The sequence below is a fragment of the Streptomyces sp. NPDC056222 genome (genome assembly GCF_042264065.1).
Lineage (GTDB): Bacteria > Actinomycetota > Actinomycetes > Streptomycetales > Streptomycetaceae > Streptomyces.
In genome coordinates this window covers 26,995-46,086 of sequence record NZ_JBHJTL010000067.1, presented here as the reverse complement: position 1 = coordinate 46,086, position 19,092 = coordinate 26,995, and the positions used below count along the sequence as shown (strand labels likewise).

At 70.0% G+C, this 19,092-nt stretch carries 19 protein-coding genes and 1 pseudogene; 13 read left to right on the top strand and 7 right to left on the bottom strand.

Translation table 11 applies throughout. The features are described 5' to 3' along the window. A partial coding sequence (locus tag ACFC0D_RS26890) for a sensor histidine kinase (RefSeq protein WP_376440921.1) occupies nucleotides 1-1,163 on the bottom strand: 1,163 nt, incomplete at its 3' end. Between the two features lie 229 nt (nucleotides 1,164-1,392). Here ACFC0D_RS26890 and ACFC0D_RS26885 point away from each other — a divergent pair. Continuing rightward, a complete protein-coding gene (locus ACFC0D_RS26885; RefSeq protein ID WP_376440919.1) occupies nucleotides 1,393-1,752 on the top strand; it encodes a DUF6223 family protein in 360 nt (119 codons plus the stop codon). 585 nt (nucleotides 1,753-2,337) lie between these two features. On the opposite strand, the gene ACFC0D_RS26880 is transcribed toward ACFC0D_RS26885, so the two are convergent. After that, nucleotides 2,338-2,889, bottom strand: coding sequence for a 2'-5' RNA ligase family protein (locus ACFC0D_RS26880; RefSeq protein ID WP_376440916.1), 552 nt, complete (start codon nucleotides 2,887-2,889; stop codon nucleotides 2,338-2,340). A 329-nt stretch (nucleotides 2,890-3,218) separates the two neighbouring features. Further along, entirely contained in the window at nucleotides 3,219-3,323 is a 105-nt protein-coding gene (locus tag ACFC0D_RS26875) for a hypothetical protein (protein WP_376440914.1), read from the bottom strand. 244 nt (nucleotides 3,324-3,567) lie between these two features. On the opposite strand from ACFC0D_RS26875, the gene ACFC0D_RS26870 reads away from it, so the two are divergent. Continuing rightward, nucleotides 3,568-4,365 (top strand): ABC transporter ATP-binding protein, encoded by a 798-nt coding sequence (locus tag ACFC0D_RS26870; protein WP_376440912.1) that lies wholly within the window; start codon nucleotides 3,568-3,570, stop codon nucleotides 4,363-4,365. Next, complete coding sequence (locus ACFC0D_RS26865) at nucleotides 4,362-6,803, top strand: FtsX-like permease family protein (protein WP_376440909.1); 2,442 nt, start codon at nucleotides 4,362-4,364, stop codon at nucleotides 6,801-6,803. The genes ACFC0D_RS26870 and ACFC0D_RS26865 overlap by 4 nt, the downstream gene beginning before the upstream one ends. An 18-nt stretch (nucleotides 6,804-6,821) precedes the next feature. Here ACFC0D_RS26865 and ACFC0D_RS26860 read toward each other — a convergent pair whose 3' ends face one another. Together ACFC0D_RS26860 and ACFC0D_RS26855 are read right to left on the bottom strand one after the other, a co-directional pair. Beyond that, a complete protein-coding gene (locus tag ACFC0D_RS26860) occupies nucleotides 6,822-7,466 on the bottom strand; it encodes a LuxR C-terminal-related transcriptional regulator (RefSeq protein ID WP_376440907.1) in 645 nt (214 codons plus the stop codon). Next, entirely contained in the window at nucleotides 7,454-8,641 is a 1,188-nt protein-coding gene (locus tag ACFC0D_RS26855; RefSeq protein ID WP_376440904.1) for a sensor histidine kinase, read from the bottom strand. The genes ACFC0D_RS26860 and ACFC0D_RS26855 overlap by 13 nt, the downstream gene beginning before the upstream one ends. Nucleotides 8,642-8,803: 162 nt before the next feature. Here ACFC0D_RS26855 and ACFC0D_RS26850 point away from each other — a divergent pair, with 162 nt between their 5' ends. Beyond that, on the top strand, nucleotides 8,804-8,977 hold the full coding sequence (locus tag ACFC0D_RS26850) for a hypothetical protein (protein ID WP_376440902.1): 174 nt from the start codon (nucleotides 8,804-8,806) through the stop codon (nucleotides 8,975-8,977). A 413-nt stretch (nucleotides 8,978-9,390) separates the two neighbouring features. Here the strand turns inward: ACFC0D_RS26850 and ACFC0D_RS26845 are convergent, their stop codons facing one another. Beyond that, nucleotides 9,391-10,254, bottom strand: a complete 864-nt coding sequence (locus ACFC0D_RS26845) for an alpha/beta hydrolase (RefSeq protein ID WP_376440900.1) — start codon at nucleotides 10,252-10,254, stop codon at nucleotides 9,391-9,393. Between the two features lie 586 nt (nucleotides 10,255-10,840). Between ACFC0D_RS26845 and ACFC0D_RS26840 the strand changes: the two genes are divergently transcribed. From ACFC0D_RS26840 to ACFC0D_RS26820, 5 genes are all read left to right on the top strand, one after another. After that, nucleotides 10,841-11,113 (top strand): ATP-binding protein, encoded by a 273-nt coding sequence (locus tag ACFC0D_RS26840; RefSeq protein ID WP_376440897.1) that lies wholly within the window; start codon nucleotides 10,841-10,843, stop codon nucleotides 11,111-11,113. Nucleotides 11,114-11,200: 87 nt separating this feature from the next. Further along, nucleotides 11,201-12,022, top strand: coding sequence for a hypothetical protein (locus ACFC0D_RS26835; protein WP_376440895.1), 822 nt, complete (start codon nucleotides 11,201-11,203; stop codon nucleotides 12,020-12,022). A 335-nt stretch (nucleotides 12,023-12,357) separates the two neighbouring features. Further along, nucleotides 12,358-14,268, top strand: coding sequence for a hypothetical protein (locus ACFC0D_RS26830; RefSeq protein ID WP_376440892.1), 1,911 nt, complete (start codon nucleotides 12,358-12,360; stop codon nucleotides 14,266-14,268). 46 nt (nucleotides 14,269-14,314) lie between these two features. Further along, entirely contained in the window at nucleotides 14,315-14,629 is a 315-nt protein-coding gene (locus tag ACFC0D_RS26825; protein WP_376440890.1) for a DUF2283 domain-containing protein, read from the top strand. Continuing rightward, complete coding sequence (locus ACFC0D_RS26820; protein WP_376440887.1) at nucleotides 14,566-14,712, top strand: transposase; 147 nt, start codon at nucleotides 14,566-14,568, stop codon at nucleotides 14,710-14,712. The genes ACFC0D_RS26825 and ACFC0D_RS26820 overlap by 64 nt, the downstream gene beginning before the upstream one ends. A 168-nt stretch (nucleotides 14,713-14,880) precedes the next feature. Here ACFC0D_RS26820 and ACFC0D_RS26815 read toward each other — a convergent pair whose 3' ends face one another. Next, nucleotides 14,881-15,450, bottom strand: coding sequence for an SMI1/KNR4 family protein (locus ACFC0D_RS26815; protein ID WP_376440884.1), 570 nt, complete (start codon nucleotides 15,448-15,450; stop codon nucleotides 14,881-14,883). Between the two features lie 159 nt (nucleotides 15,451-15,609). On the opposite strand from ACFC0D_RS26815, the gene ACFC0D_RS26810 reads away from it, so the two are divergent. From ACFC0D_RS26810 to ACFC0D_RS26795, 4 genes and pseudogenes are all read left to right on the top strand, one after another. Further along, entirely contained in the window at nucleotides 15,610-16,194 is a 585-nt protein-coding gene (locus ACFC0D_RS26810; RefSeq protein ID WP_376440881.1) for a hypothetical protein, read from the top strand. A 103-nt stretch (nucleotides 16,195-16,297) separates the two neighbouring features. Then, the gene (locus tag ACFC0D_RS26805) at nucleotides 16,298-17,653 is read left to right on the top strand and encodes a DDE-type integrase/transposase/recombinase (RefSeq protein WP_376440879.1); all 1,356 of its coding nucleotides are present in this window, start codon (nucleotides 16,298-16,300) and stop codon (nucleotides 17,651-17,653) included. Then, complete coding sequence (locus ACFC0D_RS26800; RefSeq protein WP_376440877.1) at nucleotides 17,650-18,465, top strand: ExeA family protein; 816 nt, start codon at nucleotides 17,650-17,652, stop codon at nucleotides 18,463-18,465. Before ACFC0D_RS26805 ends, ACFC0D_RS26800 begins: the two co-directional genes overlap by 4 nt. A 413-nt stretch (nucleotides 18,466-18,878) precedes the next feature. After that, nucleotides 18,879-19,010: pseudogene (locus ACFC0D_RS26795) on the top strand (IS5/IS1182 family transposase); the annotation flags it as partial. Nucleotides 19,011-19,092: the final 82 nt, after the last annotated feature.

The window sequence follows — 19,092 nt, the reverse complement described above, 5'->3', positions numbered from 1 at the left end:
ATTGTGGGGCTGGTGGTGGCCGTGCCGGACCCGGATCTGCCCGCGGGTCCCCGGGGGCGTTGGGCCGGGCCGGTGACCCCGCCCGGGGTGGCTGGCTGCGCGCGCAGCCGGCCACCGAGGGCGGTGACGCGTTCGCGCATGCCGAGCAGCCCCAGGCCGGGCTTCGGCACTGTGGCCGGCGTGGCCTTGCCGTCGTCATCGACCTGGATGGCCAGTGAGTCGGCCCGGTAGACGATGCGGACCGACGCGGTCGCCGCGGAGGCGTGACGGGCGATGTTGGTCAGTGATTCCTGAACGATCCGGTAAGCAGTCCGGCCCACCGCCGCCGGCACGTCGGTCCGCTGTCCCTCGATCGTCAGCGTCGCCTCGAGGCCTGCCCTGCTCGCCTGTTCCACCAGCTCCGGAATGTGGTCGAGGCCTCGGGGCGGGGTGATGTCGTCATCGCGCAGCGCCTCTAGGGTCGCGCGCAGCTCCCGGGTCGCCTCACGTCCGGCCTCCTGGATCGCGAGCAGGGCCTCGGGTACCTGTTCACCCCGCCTGCGGGCCACGTGGACGGCGACTTCCGACTGCACCTTGATGATCGAGATCTGGTGGGTGAGCGAATCATGCAGCTCGCGCGCGATGTGCAGCCGCTCCTCATCCGCACGGCGCCGCGCGGTCTCCTCCCGTGTGCGCTCGGCTTCGTCCGCCCGTTGCTCGGCCTGCCGCAGCGCCTCACCCGCGGCGAACGCGGCGATCAGCCAGGCAATCTCGAGGACGTGTCGGGCCTGCGTCAACGCCTCGCCCGCGGGCCCGTCGTGGAAGAACAGGGCAGTGAGGGGAAGAACGATCAGCATGCTCACGGACGCCGCCACCGTGACGGCGCGGTGCCCGGCCCGAACCGCGCCGTACACCGCGACCAGGTACGAGACGGCGAGCACATCGAAACCCGCCGCCTGATACCCCACCGCACACAGTCCGGTGACGGCCAGGACGGTCAGCGGAGTGCGGCGACGCGCGGCCAGTGCGAGGCCACCGGCCGTCAGTAGCGCGTAGCCGAGCACATTGGGGTCCGTGCCGGGGTGGTCGCCGGACAGCCCGGTGCCCAGCAGCAGTGCCGCCACACTGAGTGCGATCGCCCAGTCTCCGACAACGGCCGGGACGCCGAACCGTCCTTTCTCCATGCGTGCACCTTAACCGGGGTGCCGGTGCGGGCACGTCCCGCTCGTGGACGAGCGGCTGTCTACTGCGGCCGCAGTATCCGTGCGGCTTCTGCCGCACCCGCAGCAGGTGTCTGCGGCAGCGGCGGCAGCGCAAAGTGCCTGCGTCTGCGGGACGCCCGGCCGTGCGGTCGGCAGACATGCTGAAGGCAGAGCGAAATCTTGGAAGGCCTGCGAGAAGAAGGTGAGAGGCATGAACGCATCAGACGTTTGGATGGCGGCTGCCGAGGGCGGGGTCATCGGCGACGGGCGGACCGGGGCCAACCTGGCCCTTGGGGTGGGGGCGGTCGGCGTGGCCATCGGCTGGCTGGCGTTGGCCCGCGCCGCCGGCCGTATCCACACCGGCAATGCGCGCACCGGCGCCATTACGTCCATGACGGTGGGGCTGCTCGGCACGCTCCTCGGGGTGCTGCACCTGGCCACGTCCAGCGGGGGTCCCGGAACCGGCAACGGGCTCGTCGGAGCCATCGCGGCCATCCCGTTGGGGGTGGCCGCCATCGTCCTCGGGCGCCGGGCGCTGGTCCGCTCCCGCGACACCGTGCCGGTTGGCTGACCGCAGCAGATTCGTGCACGGACGGGCACGGACAACCGCGGGCCGCGAGACCGCGCCTGGTGGCGGAGGCAACGTGTCGCTTCCACCGTGCCGGCGGATGTTGTGCGGAAGCTGTGTGCTGAGGTACCCGTGCCGACGAATACGACGACGCCGTTCTGCGCGACCGTCGTGGAGTGGTCACCGGTCTACGCGACAGGATTGGGTCCAGATTGGAGTGCTTGGGGCCGTTGGCGAGATCGGCACGGAGTTGGGGAGTCGGGATGCCGTGGATCAGGTCGTGCACGTCGGACGTTTGGACCCCACTCGCCAGGTCATTCGTGAGCCAGTCCTGCCACGGCAGGGGCTGCGTGCGGCGGGGACCGGTAGCGGCCACAACTGAGAACGCGAGGGGCTCCGTCGGCCGGCCGGGTGTGGCCTGGCTTTGTTCACGGGTTGTGAAGTCAGTTGTTCACGGGTTTGAGAGGCGCCCAGATACACCGTCGGGTGGTGTTCACGAGCTTTGAAGTCAGCAGGGTTCGTGCCAGGGCAGCATCGGGATGCTTCTCCTGGTCCGCTGCACCAGAGGGCAGCGGACCAGCCCAAGCTTCATGACCCGGTGCGTTCTCCGAGTGCGAACGACGCTCGTTCTTGCCACTTCACGCCGTCGTGCACGATGAGTTCAACCGACGTGACGTGAGACGTGAACGGGAGCTTGCCTGCAACGTCGGCCTCGATCTCCTCCAGGACGGCGTCGTCCTGGCCTTGAGCGATGGTCAGGTGCGGCACGATATCGGCAAACCGGCCACCATACGGCGGAGCCTCAGGCCAACGATCAGCGATCGCCTCCGTGAGCTTCCGCAACTGCGTGTCAGGCCCGGGGACGAGATACAGCACTTCCGGGAGCCGTCCACACCGCTCGAACCGCAGGTCAAAGGCCTGGTGGCCGCCCAGCACGTCCGCGAGAGCGGAGTGGACGAGCGCATCTATTCGGCTCTCGTCAAGGAACGGGAAGAGCACCGTGACGTGGGCTGGAACCCCGGCACGCGCCGAGGGATCGAGCCGTTCACGCCACCCGCGGACGGCCGGCTCCGCCTCGGGGATCCGGACGATGAGCCCCGTCTGGCCCGCCTGAAACGTACTGGTGCTCTCATCTGCCATGACACCGCATGGTGTCACCTCTGCCGCCGACAGCACGGCTCTTTTTCCCTGAACGATCACGCCGATCTGCAAAGCAGGCCGACGAGCGGGACGACCAAGAAGCTGTCGCCATTCCCGTGACCGTCCAGAGTGTGACCTGCGATTCGACGACGTCTTCGGCAGCCCCGTCCAGGGCACCTTGCCGGCTGCGGCGTAGCCGGCAACCTCCGGCTTTGGAGTGCATGTTGTCCCACCCCTGAAGAGGATGGCGGAGGGCGGGCCGCATTGCGCTTGACCTGGAATGACGTCCAGCAGATGGGGCACTCCCGGAATTCAACCAGCACGTCCGATCACCCTTCGCGGAGGTTGTCGGCGTGGGACTGGTGCGAGCGGAGACGGCAGGACGGTCCGTCGATGCCGACCACGGCAGCACGGTGCAGGAGCCGTTCGATCATCGCAGCGGCAACGGTCGGGGCGCTGAAAGCGCCTGCCCAGGCAGTACCGACATGAGGTCGTGAAGATCGTGCTCGACTTCGGATACCTCTGTTTGATCACCTGGAAGAGGGCTGAAGCGCCCCCGCACGACGACGAGGGCACCCCGCTCGGCCCACTCCCCCGGTGGGGGTGGAGCTAGCTCCACCCCCAAGCCGGAAGCCAGCCCCCTACCGCCCTGACCTGCGCCTTTCTAGCGTTGTCGGCATGACTACGACCACAGTGACGGAGAGCGGTGCCACTCATGCCCTGGATGCCGCCCTCACCCTTGACCAGGTGAGCCGGACGTACGGACGCGGGGCCACTGCGCTGGACGGGGTGACTCTGGTCGTGCCGCGCGGCCGGTTCGTGGCGGTGATGGGGCAGTCGGGTTCTGGCAAGTCCACCCTGCTGCGGTGCGCGGCGGGACTCGAGCGGCCGACGACCGGAACAGTACGGATCGGGGGCACCGACCTCGCCACGCTGAAGGCGGCCGGTCTCACCCGGCTCCGGAGGGACCGGATCGGCTTTGTCTTCCAGTCGCTGAACCTCGTCTCGGCCCTCAACGTGCGGGAGAACGTAACCCTTCCGCTGCTCCTCGCCGGCGCCCGCGAAGGTCGGGATCTCGACGCCCGCGCGCTCGCCGGTCTCGGGGCTGTCGGGCTCGCCGACCGGTCCGAGGACAGGCCGGAGAACCTGTCGGGTGGTCAGCGCCAGCGGGTGGCGATCGCTCGCGCCCTGGTCAACGAACCGGAGGTCGTCTTCGCCGACGAGCCGACCGCCGCGCTCGACCCGGTCACGGCGGCCGGAGTCCTCGCCCTGCTGCGGCGCGCGGTCGACGAGCGGGGGACCACGGTCGTCCTCGTGACCCACGACCCGGTGGCCGCCGCCTGGACGGACGAGGCTGTGTTCCTCGACCGGGGCCGGCTCGTCGGGCGGCTTGACGCTCCGGACGAGTCCGAGATTCGGGAAGTGCTTGGCGGTCACGTCGACGCCGGGCAGCGCCGTGTGGCGGTGGCTCGATGAAGCCGCTGGTGAACCCCGCGGTCCGGTTGCTCTCGGCCCGGTCCCTGCGGACGCACCGGAAGGCGTGGGTGGCGGTGTTCGCCGCCGTCGCCGTCACCTCCGCGCTGCTCGGCGCCCTCGCCCTCGCCCTCGGCTCGGCCGGGCTCGGCCACGCGCGCGTGGAGCGGTACGCGGCGGCGCCCGTCGTCGTCGCCGGCGACCAGGAGGTCCGCTGGACGAAGAAGCCGTGGGGAAGCGAGCCGGAGACGAAGACAGCGGGTCTGACCGAGCGGGTACGGATTCCGAGCGCAGCTGCCGACGTGGTGCGGGCCGTCCCGGGGGTGCGGGCCGCGGTGCCGGACCCCGCCTTCGTCGTACGGGAGCCGGCGGCGGGCGCTGATGCGGGTGCGGAGGCCCAGACCTACATCGGGCGGTCCTGGGAGGCGGCCCAGCTCGCCCCGTACCGGCTGATTGACGGGCGGGAGCCCGTCCAGGCCGGAGAGGTGGTCATGGGGTCCGGTGCCGAGGCGCGGGTCGGGGACACGGTCGCTGGGCGCAAGGTTGTCGGCGTCGCCGACGGGCCCGCCACGCTGTACGTCACGGCGGTGGAGGCACGGAAACTCGCCGGGCATCCGGGTGCCGTCGACGCCATCGGGGTGCTCGCCCAGCCCGGTGTACCCGTGGACACCCTCCACGCACGCGTACAGGCTGCTCTGGACGATGCCGGGCTCAAGGACACCGCATCGGGGCAGCCGCTCCGGGCTCTCACCGGCGACGACCGCGGCGGTGCCGAGCACCTTGCCGCGGCGCCCGCGCGCGCGGAGCTCCTCCAGCTCCTCGCCGCCGTATCCGGGACGGTCGTTCTGGTCGCCGTCCTGGTCCTCGCCTCGCTCGTCGCGCAGGCGCTCCAGCAGCGCGCCGCCGAGCGGGACCTGCTGCTCTCGGTGGGTGCGTCGCCCCGTCAGGTGCGGGGTGCGGCCGGCCGTGAGGTGACCCGGGTGGCGGGTGCGGCGGCGCTGCTCGGCGCGGGCACGGCCGTACCGGCGTTCCCGATGCTGTGGTCGGCGCTGCGGGCCCGTGTCGGAGTCGTCCCTGAGGGTCTCGAACTCCCGGCTCCACCCTGGCTGTTCGCCTCCCTTCTCCTCGTCGCCGCCGTCGTGGTGGGACTGACCCGGCTCGTCGTCCTCTTCGCGACCCGTCGGCCCGGGCGTCGGGGGAAGGGAGGCGCGCGGCGCGTCAGCGGGATCGTGCTGGTCCTGCTGGGTGTCGCGTCGGCCGGTGCGGCCACCTTCCAGGGCGGTGACGCGGCCGCCGCCGCTGCCGGGGCGGCCACGGTGACGCTGGTCGCCGGGTGCGCGGTGCTCGGGCCGTGGATCGCGGGGGCCGCGATGAAGGTCTTCGACCGGCCGTTCCGCCGGTTCGGCGGCGCGCCCGGACGGCTCACGGCCGCCGGTGCGAGCGCGCACTCGCGCCGCCTGGGGGCGGCACTCGTGCCGGTCGTCCTCGTCACCGCCTTCGCGCTCGTGCAGCTCTCTGCGGGCACGACGATGGAGCGGGCCGCCGTCGCGCAGGCGCAGGCCGCGACGACAGCGGATCTCTCGGTATCCGGCATGACGGCGGAGCAGGTACGGAAGCTGCCGGGGGTCGGCACGGCCACGGACGTGCTGCGTTCGACGGTCGTCCTGGCCCGGACGGAGGCCGGTTCACCGCGCCTCGACCGGCTTCCGGTCCTCGGCGTGGACGCTGCGGGCCTGGCGGGCACGCTCGACCCGGGCGTCGTCGCCGGCGACCTGGCCGGACTCACGACGGGCACGGTCGCGGTCGGCGCGGACATGGCCAAGTCCCTGGGCGTGAAGCCCGGTTCCACGGTGGAGCTGCGCCTCGGGGACGGCGTGCAGAAGCGGCTGAGGGTCGTGGCCGTGTACGAACGCTCACTCGCCCTCGGTGAGTTCCTCCTGCCAAAGGCCGAACTGACCCCGCACATGAGCGATCCGTACCCTGTGCGCGTACTCGCCGCCATGGAGGAGGGTCGCTCCGGCCCTCCCGTCGGCAGTCCCGTCGCGCCCGAGCAGGTGACGCCGCCTGGGGCCGAGCTGAACGGGATCGTGTCCGGTGGGATCGTCGCCGCGATCGGGGGGCTCACCCTCCTCTCCGTCCTCAGCACCCTCACCATGATCGGGGCCGGGCGGCGCGGCGAACTCCACCTCCTGGGCCAGGTGGGCGCCTCGGCCGGTCAGCTGCGCCGGATGCTCGGCCTGGAGGCGGGTTTCCTGACCGCCACGGGCCTGATCGTCGGAGTCGTGGTGGCCGCTCTGCCGCTGACCGCCTTCACCTGGTCGCTGACAGGCGGGCTTCCGTACCTGCCGCCCGCGCTGGGCGGGCTGATCGCCGGGGCGGTGGTGGTCACGGTGGTCGCGGGCGTGTTCCTGCCGGCCCCGGGACGGCGGCTGAGGGCCTGAGCCCATCCGAGCGGCGGCTCAGGCCTTGAGGTAGGCGAGGACGGCGAGGACCCGCCGGTGGCCGCCGCTGTCGCTCGGCGGCAGGCCGAGCTTCAGGAAGACATTGCCGATGTGCTTATGAACGGCCCGCTCGGTGATCACCATCGAGCGGGCGATCGTGGCGTTGTCGTGGCCCTGAGCCATGAGTTCAAGGACCTCGCGTTCCCGGGGCGTGAGGGAGTCCAGCGGGTCGTCGCGGCGGCGTGCGAGTAGTTCGGTCACGACCTCCGGGTCCAGGGCCGTACCACCGGAGGCGACCCGCTCCAGGGCGTCCAGGAATTCGTCGACCCGTCCGACCCGGTCCTTCAGGAGATAGCCGACGCCCCGGGCTCCGCCGCCGAGGAGCTCGACGGCGTACGTCTCCTCCACGTACTGGGAGAGGACGAGCACCGGCAGCTCCGGGAGCTGTTCGCGGGCCGCGAGCGCCGCCCGCAGCCCTTCGTCGCGGAAGCCCGGAGGCAGCCGCACGTCGAGCACGGCCACGTCCGGGCGGTGCTCCAGAAGCAGCGGTAGAATCTCAGGGCCGGTGGCCGCGACCCCGGCGACCTCATGGCCGGAGGAGGTCAGCAGCAGCACCAACCCCTCCCGTAGGAGGGCGTTGTCCTCGGCGATCACCACACGCACGGAAGCTCCACTTCGATCACGGTCGGGCCCCCTGCGGGGCTGGTCAGTCGTACGGTTCCGTCGAGCGCGGCAACTCGGCGGCGTATGCCCGCCAGGCCGGAGCCGCTGTTCTCGCCCGCCTCTGCCCCGCCGCGGCCCTCGTCCCGCACGCGCACGCTTAGGGCGCGCGGTTCGCGCGTGAGGGAGACGGAGGCGCGGGCGGCGCCACTGTGCTTGACGGCATTGGTGAGCGCCTCGGCGACCACGAAGTACGCGGCAGCCTCGACGGCGGCAGGGGCGCGGGGGCCTTCCCCTGCGCGGTCCCCCAGACCGGTCACCGACACCGCCACCTCCAGGCCGCTGCTCGCGGCCAGGGCCCGTACGGCTCCGGTCAGGCCGCGGTCGGTGAGGATCGGCGGGTGGATGCCCCTCACCACGTGCCGCAGCTCGGCCAGCGCATCCTCGGCCTGCGTCTGAGCGTCGTCGAGGAGTTTGCGCGCGGTCGCGGGATCGGAGTCGTATGCCCGCCTGGCCAGCCCAATCCGCATGGAGAGCGCCACCAGGTGGGCCTGCGCGCCATCATGGAGGTCGCGCTCGATCCGGCGCAGCTCGGCGCCGTGCGCGGCGATCGCGCCCGCCCGCGTGGCGGTGAGCTGCTCGATGCGGGCGGCGAGGGCCGCGTCCCGGGCCGCCGACGGGGTCGGCGTCAGCAGCGCGCGCGACCAGTCGGCCGCCAGGCCGGTGAGCCGGCCGAACAGCGGCAGGACCACCGGCCGCCGCCCCGCCAGCCCCGTCCACACGCCGTCGACCAGCAGCGCGGGCACCCACAGCACGAGCGAGACGAACCAGAGCAGCAAGCCGTAGAGAAATTGCGCGACGGCCCAGATCAGGTCCCGCAGGGTGCCCGGGTCGGTGACCGCGGTCCGCACACGCGCGGGGAGGGGACCTTCGAGCGGCAGGTACCCCTCGGGAACGGGCGTCCCGGTCCACTCGGCCGTACGGCGCCGCTCCCAGCCGGCGAGACGGCGCAGTAGCAACACGCTCTCGGGAAGCGCACCGGCGCCGACGACCGTGAGGGCCAGGAAGATGCTGAAAGGGGCGACGACGGCCACCATCAGGAGGCAGAGGAGGGAGATCGCGGCCCCGATCGTGAGGTGGAGCCACGCCCGGACTGCTTCCTTGATCGCCTCGCGCATGATGCCAGGGTAGGCGGCGGCCCCGCGGAAGGACGGTGTAGCGGGCTACACCATCGCCTCGGGGGTGGGCCCCGCTGTGCGCATGCCCTGCAGAGTCGAGGATCGAAGAGTCCTCGGGACCACCCGATGACCGCTCGAGAACCCACCCCACGGAGGCATCCCATGCGCGCCCTTCTCTGGCTACTGCTCGCCGCGAGCGTTCTGGCCAACGTCTTCATCAGCACCTTCGCAGGCTGGACCGGCGGCCTCCAGGTCGCCGGGAGCGTCTGTACCGGAGTGCTCCTCTTCGGCTCCGCAGTCGGTCTGTGGCTGACCCGGCCCCGCAACGAGGCTTGAACCACGACGTGCCCCCTGTGGAGGTTGCCCGGGGGCTGCCCCACAGCGGTGAACGTACCTGAGGAAGGGCAGAACGCCCTGGTCGGACGACCCGGGGTCGAGAAGCAGCTCGCCGCCATCCGCGACGCCGACGCGCTCGTGACCGTCCGCTCCGCCGGCGCGCCCGACCTCCAAGGCTTCGACTGGAATGCACCTTCTCGTGGCACACCGCCCACCGTCGTCTGGCCGCGGCCACGAAGCCGGCTCGGCTCACTCGGAAATCGTGATCCGTTGGGCAATTGTCGGCATCATGGTGCGGAGACTCACGCGCACCGGTCCCGCTGCACGGCCAGGCCCCCGGCTGCTCTCCCGGGTCCCAGCGGCGGGACAGACGGCCGGGACCGCACCCCGGTCGCCCGGGGTGCGGAGGCGCCTCAGACGAGACTCGTCAGGAGCTCCGCGAAGACCCGCGGCCGGCTGAAGTAGCCGACGTGCGAGGCCGCGAGGGTGTGCACGTCGAAGGGATGGTGCGGGGTCAGCGCGTCCGCCGTGCGGATCATGTGGTCCTGGACCGCCAGGGGAAGGCTTCGATCGGCGGAAAGCCGGACGTACGTGTGCGGCACCCGCCCCCACGCGTCGGCCCGGACCAACGCACCCGGCTCCATCGCCGAGTAGGTCTCGTCCGGGTCAAGGGAGTCGAGCAGCAGCCGGAACTGGTGGTCCGTCGAGTCGGCCATGACAGCGGCCTTCAACTCGGCGAACACGTCCGGATCGGCGTGGGCGGCCCGCCAGTTCAGCCGAACCACGCCAGGATCGCGTACGCCCGGCACGGCGATCCGGGCCACTGCGGCGTCCAGCAGGTTGTCGTCGACCACGTCCCACGCATCGGTGAGCATGGCCGGATCGCTGACGCAGAGCGCGGAAAGGTAGACCACCCGGTCGAGCAGCTCCGGTGCGGCGTTGGCGACGGCACTGATCGTAAGACCGCCGAGGCTGTTGCCGACCAGGACGATCGGCCCCGACGCGGCGAGCCGCCGCAGAGTGTCCAGCACGTGGCCCACGTTGTCCTTCAACGTGACACCGCGCAGCGCGGAAGGCGCGGCGGCGAGTGCCGTGACGTCCTGGGGCTGCCGGTAGTAGGCGGCAGGGCTATCGGCGAGGTCGCCGTGACCGGGCAGGTCGACGGCGTGCGAACGGTACCCGAGCAAGGCCAGCTCGTTCTGCAACGGGCCCCAGGCCCGGGCGTTGCTGGAGCCGCCGTGAACGAATACGAAAGTGGGGCGCGAGTCTGCGCGCATGGTGAAGATCCTCGTCATCCTGAGGTGAACGGTGGACGTGAGACCTGGTGTCGGCGACGGCCGACACCACGGTCAGCGCGTCGACCGGGTGCGCAGGGCCTGCCAGTTGTGGATGACGGAACACATGCGGACGACCGTAGCAGTCGCCTCCGCACCACGCACGACCGTTTCACGTCTCTCGTCAGCCCGCGGCCCTGACGTTCTTCCGGGGGGTCACCGCCGGCAACCGCGACGACTGCACCCAGGCCGAGACCGTCATCGGTCTCATCCGCGTCGCCGGGCCGGGCTGGGGAAGGTCCCGACCCCGGCCCGAGCACGCGGTCGTGGTCGGGGTCGCGGTCGGGGTCGGGGTCGTGGTCGCGGTCTACTCAGCCCCCACCTTCGTGACCCACACAAAGAACACCATTTGGCCAGTAGGTGTCCGGGCCCCTCCCGCTCCGAAGCAAGGCCCGGCCGACGGATCGCCGGCATCTCATCGTGGGTACGACGCATCGGGCGGGGGTCGCGGTAGCCTCCGCCCGGTCGCTAACCATGCCACTCCGCGTGCCGGTGGCGAGAGTCCGGCCCAACTTGGCGAACAGACTTGATGCCTTCAATTCAACAGGCTTCCGACCTGGGGACGTCTGAAGGCCTCCCCTGTTCCATCCTCGACGACTTCACGATGCGCCAGCTGAATGCCACCCAGGCCGACGACGTCTACGAACTCGTCTACGAGCGGCAGGGACGCTCGCTGATCATCACCAGCAACCGGGCGCCCAGTGATTGGTATCCCCTCTTCCCCAACCCTGTCGTCGCGGAGTCCCTCCTGGACCAGGACATCAACACCAGCCACCAGGTCTTCATGAACGGCCCCAGCTAACGCCCCAACAAGCGACCCAAGAGCCCTGCAGGCACTGCCGGGGCGGTCAAAGCCGGCTGATCTTCGCGGCAGTAGGCTGCGATGGCCATGAGCATGCACACCACCCCTGATCGGAACGATCTGCCGGGCGACACGCCCAACGCCGATCTCCGCGAGGCTTGGAGGACTGGTCGTGTCTTCGGGCCGCCGATCCGGCGGATCTTCCGGGACGTCATTTCCGACCGCTTGAAAGGCCCGCACCCTCCACAAGCAGCGATGCTGTTCGAGCTGACGGCCGACCCGTGGTGGAAGGACGACAAACGCTTCCTCGGCGACTTCTACAACGAGATCCTTCATCAGGACACCTGTCGGCAGGGCACCGCTGACGGCGTCGCCCTGCTCGCGGCCCTGGCTGTCGACGACCGAGTGCCCGCCCGGCAGCGGTTCGACGCGGTGGGCCTCCTGTTCAGCGCCGCCACCGTCGCGGACCGGAAGCTGGCCGGCTGCTGGCCGACAACTCCGCCGCATGCAGATCCAGACAATGAGAACCAGGCTCGAAAGGCCGTGCAGTCCTGCACCCCAGACCTACTGGCACGGTGGTCAGCCGAGTGCCAGGCGGTCCGTCTGGCACTCGCGGGCCTCACCGTGGTGTTCCCTACGGCCCGCACGTTGCCCGCCCTGACGTCACGGCTTCGAAACCTCATCGAGGAGCATCCGCAGGGCACCGACGTCGGCGACTACGTGCGATTCGTGCTGGTTCTGGCAGCCCAGGACGACAACAAAACCCTCCCTGCCGTTGAGGCCTTCACAGATACCCACTGGAAGGGAACCTCCCGCAGAGCACCCACACGCGCGCGAGCCCTGCATCTCCTTGGCCAGATGCTGGACAAGGTGGGAATGAACCTCGCACGGGCACAACCTGGGCAATAACGTGACCGCGGACGCGGGGAACATCGTGACCGTCCACAGCCCCTACGACTGTGGGATCGGCAGGCTCTCGGCCACCTCTCCTACGGCCAGGCGTCAAGGCGCGACGTGGCTACGGCGTCGTCAAACGCCCCTGACATAACGACTCGAAGCGGCCCCGTGCCAGCATGGCCCGGTCTCTGCCGAAGACAGCGAAAGCCTCTGTTGCACGGGTGACGCCAAATCGAGCCGGGCGGGGCCGAACAACATCGCAGCCCATGACGTGTACGCAGGTGAGGGCCAGTTGCGTCTGGGCTGAGTACCTTGTCCCACCGTGATTCGGCGGGGATCATGACCGCGTGCAACACGGTGAGAAAGTCCACGAACTACTCCCATGCGCCGGACTCACGGTCGTCGAGGACATGCGCCCGGGCAGCCTGTTCCCGCCGGAGGTCGGCTGGCGGATCGCGCGGGGCATCACAGCGCCGGACGGCGCGGTCCGGGAAGCGCTCGACGCCGCGTGGTGGCGCCTCCTTGCAGATGACACCGGAGAGTTCCTGGTGGCTGTCCTCGGATATCGGATCGGCGGCAACGACTCCTGGTGGACCCGGGTCCGCTACGCCGGCGACGGTGTGCCGGGGCTGACCGGCGGCCCCGGGTTCGTGGCGCTCTCCCTCGACGGGCAGGTGCTGCTGGCGGAGGTGCCCGGCGCGGACGGGCCTCGGGTGACGGCCCTCGACCGACTGCCGGAGCGGCTGGAGGAGGCCGCCGCGGCCGCCGGGCGCGAGACGGAGGTCGAGCGCGCCGAGGTGTGGGCGTCGGTGCCCGGCCGGCCGGCATGGCCCTTGCACTGGGCGGAGGGGATCGGGTCGAATCCGGCCGCGCCGGACGAGCTGCTGATCCGGCTGCTGGATGTGGAGGTGGACTTCCTGCACGGCTGCGACCGGTCCGCCGTACTCGACGCCGCCGTTGCACACTCCGATCCGCAGGTGCGCTCAAGGCCCGCGGACACCTTCCGGCCCAAGCTCACGTCCGATCAGTGGGTACGCCTGGTCCGCGCCGAACCGTCGCCGAGCCGACGCGTGCTCTGGGCCGAGCATGCCTGCGCCTGGGGCATCGCACTCCCCGGGGACCTGTACGACGACCTCCTCGCCGGCCCGTCCCGCGCTCAGGCCGCCGAACTCCCGGGGCTCCCCGCACACCACCTCCCCAACCTCGTGGCCGATACCGATCCCCGGGTGCGGGCGACTGCCTGCGCCCGGTGGGAAGACCTCGCCGCGCCGCTGCGGGAGCGACTGCTGGCCGACACCGACGACGCAGTGCGTACGGGAGCGCTGCTCGCCCACCACACCGGGGTCCCCATGCCGCAGGAAGTCTTTGCCGCGCTGCCCCAGCCCCGGCGCGCGCTCGAACAGTGCAGTCTCGCGCCCGAGCTGGAGGCGGAGCTGGTCCGGGACGGGGACGCGGAGGTACGTCGAGCGCTGGCCGCCAACCCGCAGCTCAGTGCACGAAGCGTCGCCGTCCTGGCGGAGGACCCATACGCCGAAATCCGCTCGGCGGTGGCGCTGCGGCCCGACCTCAACGAGGAGCAGCGTGCCGCGGTGCGCTACGACTTCGACCCGACGTCGATGTCGCGCACTCTGCCCTGGGTCGAGGGCCTGCACGGCGACGCCGACGCGATGCGCCGCCTCGCCGTATCGTCCCATCCACTCATCCGCCGAAGCGTGGCCCGTGCCCGGCATCTTCCACCGGACGTCGTGGAGCGTCTGGCGCGGGACGAGGACCGGACGGTCCGTCTGTTCCTCGCCGAATCGTGCAATGACGCGCCGGCCGAGATGCTGCTGGAGGTCTGGCGCTGGTGGGACGGCAGCTTCACTCACCCCGACCGCCCGCGCAGCCACCCCAACTTCCCCCGTACGCGCCTACTGCGCTACGCAGGCGACCCCAGTGGGCGGATGCGCCGCCTTGCCCTGGACGATCCGCAGTCCACGCCTGCCGACGTCGCACGTCTCGCCCGCGACCCGGAAGCCGAGGTACGCCGCCGCGCGGCCGAGGACACCCGGCTGTCACCGGCCGACGCGGTGCGGCTGCTCAACGACCCAGCCGCCCACGTCCGCGGGACCGCGATGCGCAATCCACGGCTGCCGGCCCGTGTCCTCGCCGGGCTGCTGCACGACCGCGACACGGCATGCGCGGCGGTCACCAATCCGGCGATCCCGGTCCCCGTCCTGCACCGCATCCTGGCCGCGGCCGCAGCAGCCCGGCGCTGAACACCGGACCTGACGCCCCAGGTCAGCAAAGGATGGGAAGGCTGCGATGCGGGTCGAATACGACGCCTCGGCAGACATGACGTACATCTACCTTGTCGACAGGATTGCCCCAGGAGAGGCGGTCCGGCAGGTACCGGCCGAGGACAACACGGCAGTACTGGACTACGACTTCGATGGACGACTGCCGGGCATCGAAGTGTTCAGCGCCGGACGCCGGTTGCACCCCGATCTGCTGGGTGCTGCCGAAAGGATCGACCGTGTACCGAGTCCGCCGAACGGTGAGTCGCTGGGCGCGTCATGGGGAGCAGAGGTGATCTGGCAGATGCCCAGTGGGAGCGGCTTGAGCCGCCGCTGCCCGTGAGTAATCGCCGTTGTGGCAGGCGGCGCGATCATCAGCAGGTAATCAACGGGGTGTTGTACCGAATCCGGACCGGTGTGCAGTGACGGGATCTTCCGGCCCGGTACGGGCTGTTAGACGACTCTCAGCGTGGTGATGAAGCGGGGTGACGGCGACACTCCCGTTGCACACGGGATGTAGTTGTGTCCGGTGCCGAACTGTCCCTTCGTGTGCGACGACACGGTGAACACGAGCGAGTCGTAGAGGTTGCTCGCTCAGAATGTCTCGACGTGAGGCCGTACCGACGGCAACTGCCACAGTTCCAAGACTCCGCTGATCAGGTCCGCGAGGAACTGAACCGCGCCTCCCGTGTAGTGCCACCAGCCGCCATTGCGTGAAGCCACGGTGACAGTCCACTCGTCGGGACCAGACCCTGTGGTGTTCCAGAGGAAGTAGTCGCCCTGGTTCGACGTGGCCCAGGGCAGCAGGCCTCCAGGGGCAGGAAAGGGGAACAGAGGAATGGACATCTCTGCATCCGCACACCACTCAGCGAGGATCTCAAGGTCTTCGGAGTCCTCTGACCAGGCCCTCTCCTGCCCGGGGTTCGGGAAACCGACGCCGAGGAAATCGCCGAAGGCCAAGGACGGGTAGCTGTTGGCAAGCAGCTTGTAGTCGGAGGGCAGCCTCGTGTTCAGGCATTCCTCGACCAGTGCCCAGTCGATGCCGGCTGGAGCCGTCCGTCGGAGGAGGGCAAGGCCGGGGACCGCCTGCTCCAAAGCTGCGACCGCGGAGGCCGGATCAGTCAGTCGCTGACGAGGTACTTGAGTGCCGATGAGATCGTCCACCGGGACAGCGTGCCAGAGCACGGATCACGAGCGTTCACTGACCTCCTGCGTTCACGACCAGCAACGCCTTGAGCACATGATCCTTTGGCGTTTGGGCAGGCTGGCGGTACTTCGTCGTGCTCGGAGCGGGAGCACATCGTGGTCTGCGGAGGCTGCCGGGTGCTGATCGTCGACAACGACATCCTGCTGGTGGAACGGCAGCTGCGGCAAGGTCGGCTGAGCTGCCCGTCATGCGGGGCGGCCCTGGCGCCGTGGGGCCATGGCCGACCCCGGGAGATCCGGGGTGATCTCGGGGCCCGGTTGTTTCTGCGGCCACGTCGTACTCGTTGCCCGGGCTGCATGGTCACGCACATGCTGCTGGCGGAGGCGTCTTGGCCGTGGCGGGCGGATGCGGCCGAGGTGATCGGGGCCGGGCTGGAGATAGCCGCGTTGGGCATGGGGCACCGCCAGGTCGCCGCCCGTCTGGGCCTGGCCGAGGGCACGGTCCGTGGCTGGCTGCGGGCGTTCGCCGGGCGGGCCGATGACATCCGGCGGTACTTCACCGTCGCCCTGGTCGCGCTCGCCGATGACCCGGTGATGCCGGATGCGACGCCGTCGACGCTCGCCGATGCCGTCTCGGCGGTCGCGGCCGCCCATCGGGCCGCCTCGGCCAGGTGGCCGCAGATGCTCACGGTGTCGCGGTGGGAGTTCGCCGGAAGGGCGATAGGCGGCAGGGTCCTGACCTCGCCTTCTATCGCTATTTGATCAACACGGACCGCCCCTGGGCGGGATCGGGAGGTGTCGGGAGTCTTGATCGTGTCCGCCGGCTGAGCGGCGGGCTCTGTTCGAGACGCGAGGTGGGTTGCCTATGTCAGCGAGTGAGGACGAGGACCGTCGGCGGGCGGAGCGGGCCCGGCAGGTGGGCCTGTTCCGCTACGGCCTGATCCAGGACTTGATCGACACGAAGCTCACGACACGCCAGCGCGGGAAACTCGCCCGCGAACTGGCCGCGAAGGAGCACACCGACCCGTTCGGCCGGCAGGTGAAGGTCGCCCGCGGCACCCTGGACCGCTGGGTTCGCCACTACCGCGCGGGCGGTTTCCCCGCGCTGGTGCCGGCTCAGCGGCAGGTCACCCCGCGGACGCCGGTGGAGGTGCTGGACCTGGCGGCCGCGCTGAAGAAGGAGAACCCCGCCCGCACGGCCGCGCAGATCCAGCGGATCTTGCGGACCACGCAGGGCTGGTCGCCGACCGACCGGACGCTGCAGCGGCACTTCGCTGACGCCGGCTTGACCGGCGCCGGCGGCGAGAAGAGCGTGTTCGGCCGGTTCGAGGCCACCCGGGGCAACGAGCTGTGGACCGGGGACGCCCTCCACGGACCGAGGATCGGCGGGCGCAAGACGTACTTGTTCGCGTTCATCGACGACCACAGCCGGGCGATCGTGGGCCACCGGTTCGGGTTCGCCGAGGACACCGTCCGCCTGGCTGCAGCCCTGCGGCCGGCACTGTCTTCCCGCGGGGTCCCGGAGTCGATCTACGTCGACAACGGGTCAGCGTTCGTGGACACGTGGCTCTTGCGGGCGTGCGCGTCCCTGGCCGTCAGGCTCACGCACTCCAAGCCCGGACGGCCTCAGGGCAGGGGAAAGATCGAACGGTTTTTCCGCACCGTCCGTGACCAGTTCCTGGTCGAACTCGACGACCAACGTGTCGGCCAGATTGAGCATCTCACCGAGTTGAACAGGCTTTTCACCGCGTGGGTGGAGACGGTCTATCACCGCACGGTGCACTCGGAGACGGGGCAGCCTCCGATCGAACGGTGGCTGGGTTCGATTCCCCGGCCGCTGCCGCTGCCCAGCCCCGCTGATCTTCGGGAGGCGTTTCTGTGGTCGGAGTTCCGGACCGTGACGAAGACCGCGACGGTCAGCCTGCACGGCAACACCTACGAGGTCGAACCGATGCTGGTCGGGACGAGGGTCGAGCTGGTCTTCGACCCGTTCGACCTGACCGAAATCGAGGTGAGGGCCTCGGGGAAGACAGCGGGCAAAGCCCTCCCGCACCGGGTGGGCCGTCACACCCATCCGAAGGCGAGGCCGGAGACACCATCGGAGCCGGCCCCGCCGACTGGAATCGACTACCTGAAGATCCTCGACGAGACGCACAGGGCGAACACCGCCAAGGGCATCAACTACTCGTCCCTGATGGACGACGGGCGGGGACCGCGATGATCGACCGCGTTCAGGGGTATTTCGGGTTCACCCGAGCCCCCTTCGGCCGCAACCTGGCCCCCTCGATGCTTCATCAGCACCACTCCCACCGGGAAGCCGCCGCCCGCATCGCGTGGTGCATCAACAACCGGGCGATCGGCGTGGTCACCGGCGAGGTCGGATCCGGGAAAACGGTCGCACTCAAGGGCGCCGTCGCGTCGCTCGACCCGGCCCGGTTCACGGTGATCTACCAGCCCAACCCCGAGGTCGGCATGCGCGGCCTCTATGACCGCATCGTCACCAGCCTGGGCGGGACCCCCAAGTTCCACCTGGCCGCTCTCGCCACCCAGGCATCCGCCGCGCTGGCCGCCGAGGTCGACGAACGGGGAAGGACGCCGGCCGTCGTCATCGATGAGTCGCACCTGCTGGACCACCAAGAGCTCGACGCGATCCGCATGCTCACCAACTACGACATGGACTCCACGACGCCGTTCGCGGTGTTGCTGATCGGACAGCCCACTCTGCGCAAACGGATGAAGCACGGCGTCCTGGCGGCCCTGGACCAGCGGATTTCGATCAGCTATCAGATGCCCACCATGAGCAAGGAGGAGACCGCCAGCTACATCAAGCACCACCTCACGATCGCCGGACGGCAGGACACCCTGTTCTCCGACGACGCCGTCGAACTCATCCACCTCACCAGCCGCGGCCTGCCCCGCTCGGTCAACAACATCGCCTGGCAGTCCCTCATCGCCGCCTTCACCGAGGAGAAGGGCATCGTCGACGAGTCCTCCACCCGGACCGCCATCACCGAGACCCACGCGACAGAGTGAGCACGAAGCCGACACCGTGTTCACGACGACCCCGGCGGCCTGACGGCCGCCGGGGTCGTTTCATCCCATACCGTCGACAACCAGCATGTCGCTTTCATGCTCATCTTCAGCGTCGCTCAACACTCTGCAGGCGGCGGCCCGGCCGGTCAAGCAGGCCACGCCCGCGAAACCTTGCCGGTCCGAGCGACGGAAAGGCCCGTAGACCGTTTACCGCGGCCCGTGTCCCGACAGCAGTTCCCACGGAACACCGGTCCGCATCCGCCACGGATCCCATCGGCCAGCCTCCACCGACCAACTGACAGTCTCACCAGCATCGCGAAACCGGCAGCAACAGCTCCAGCACTGACCACTGTTCGTCAGATTGGCCCCCCTCGGTCCCATAGCGAGATCAGCACGACGCGAAGCCGCCTTGCCTCGCCCACGGCAACGAGGCCCACCCTCACCGCTCCGAAGCCGTGATCCGCGCCGCAATGATCAACCTCATAAACCGCAGGCTGACCCGAGAATCCACCCCGAACTGGAAAGACGCACCGTCGCCCCCGTGAGACCAGCCCCAGCCAGACAGGGAACCCCAGCCAGTGATACGAGAGGATGAATGTCGGAGCAGCACGAGAGAGCGAGGCCGGC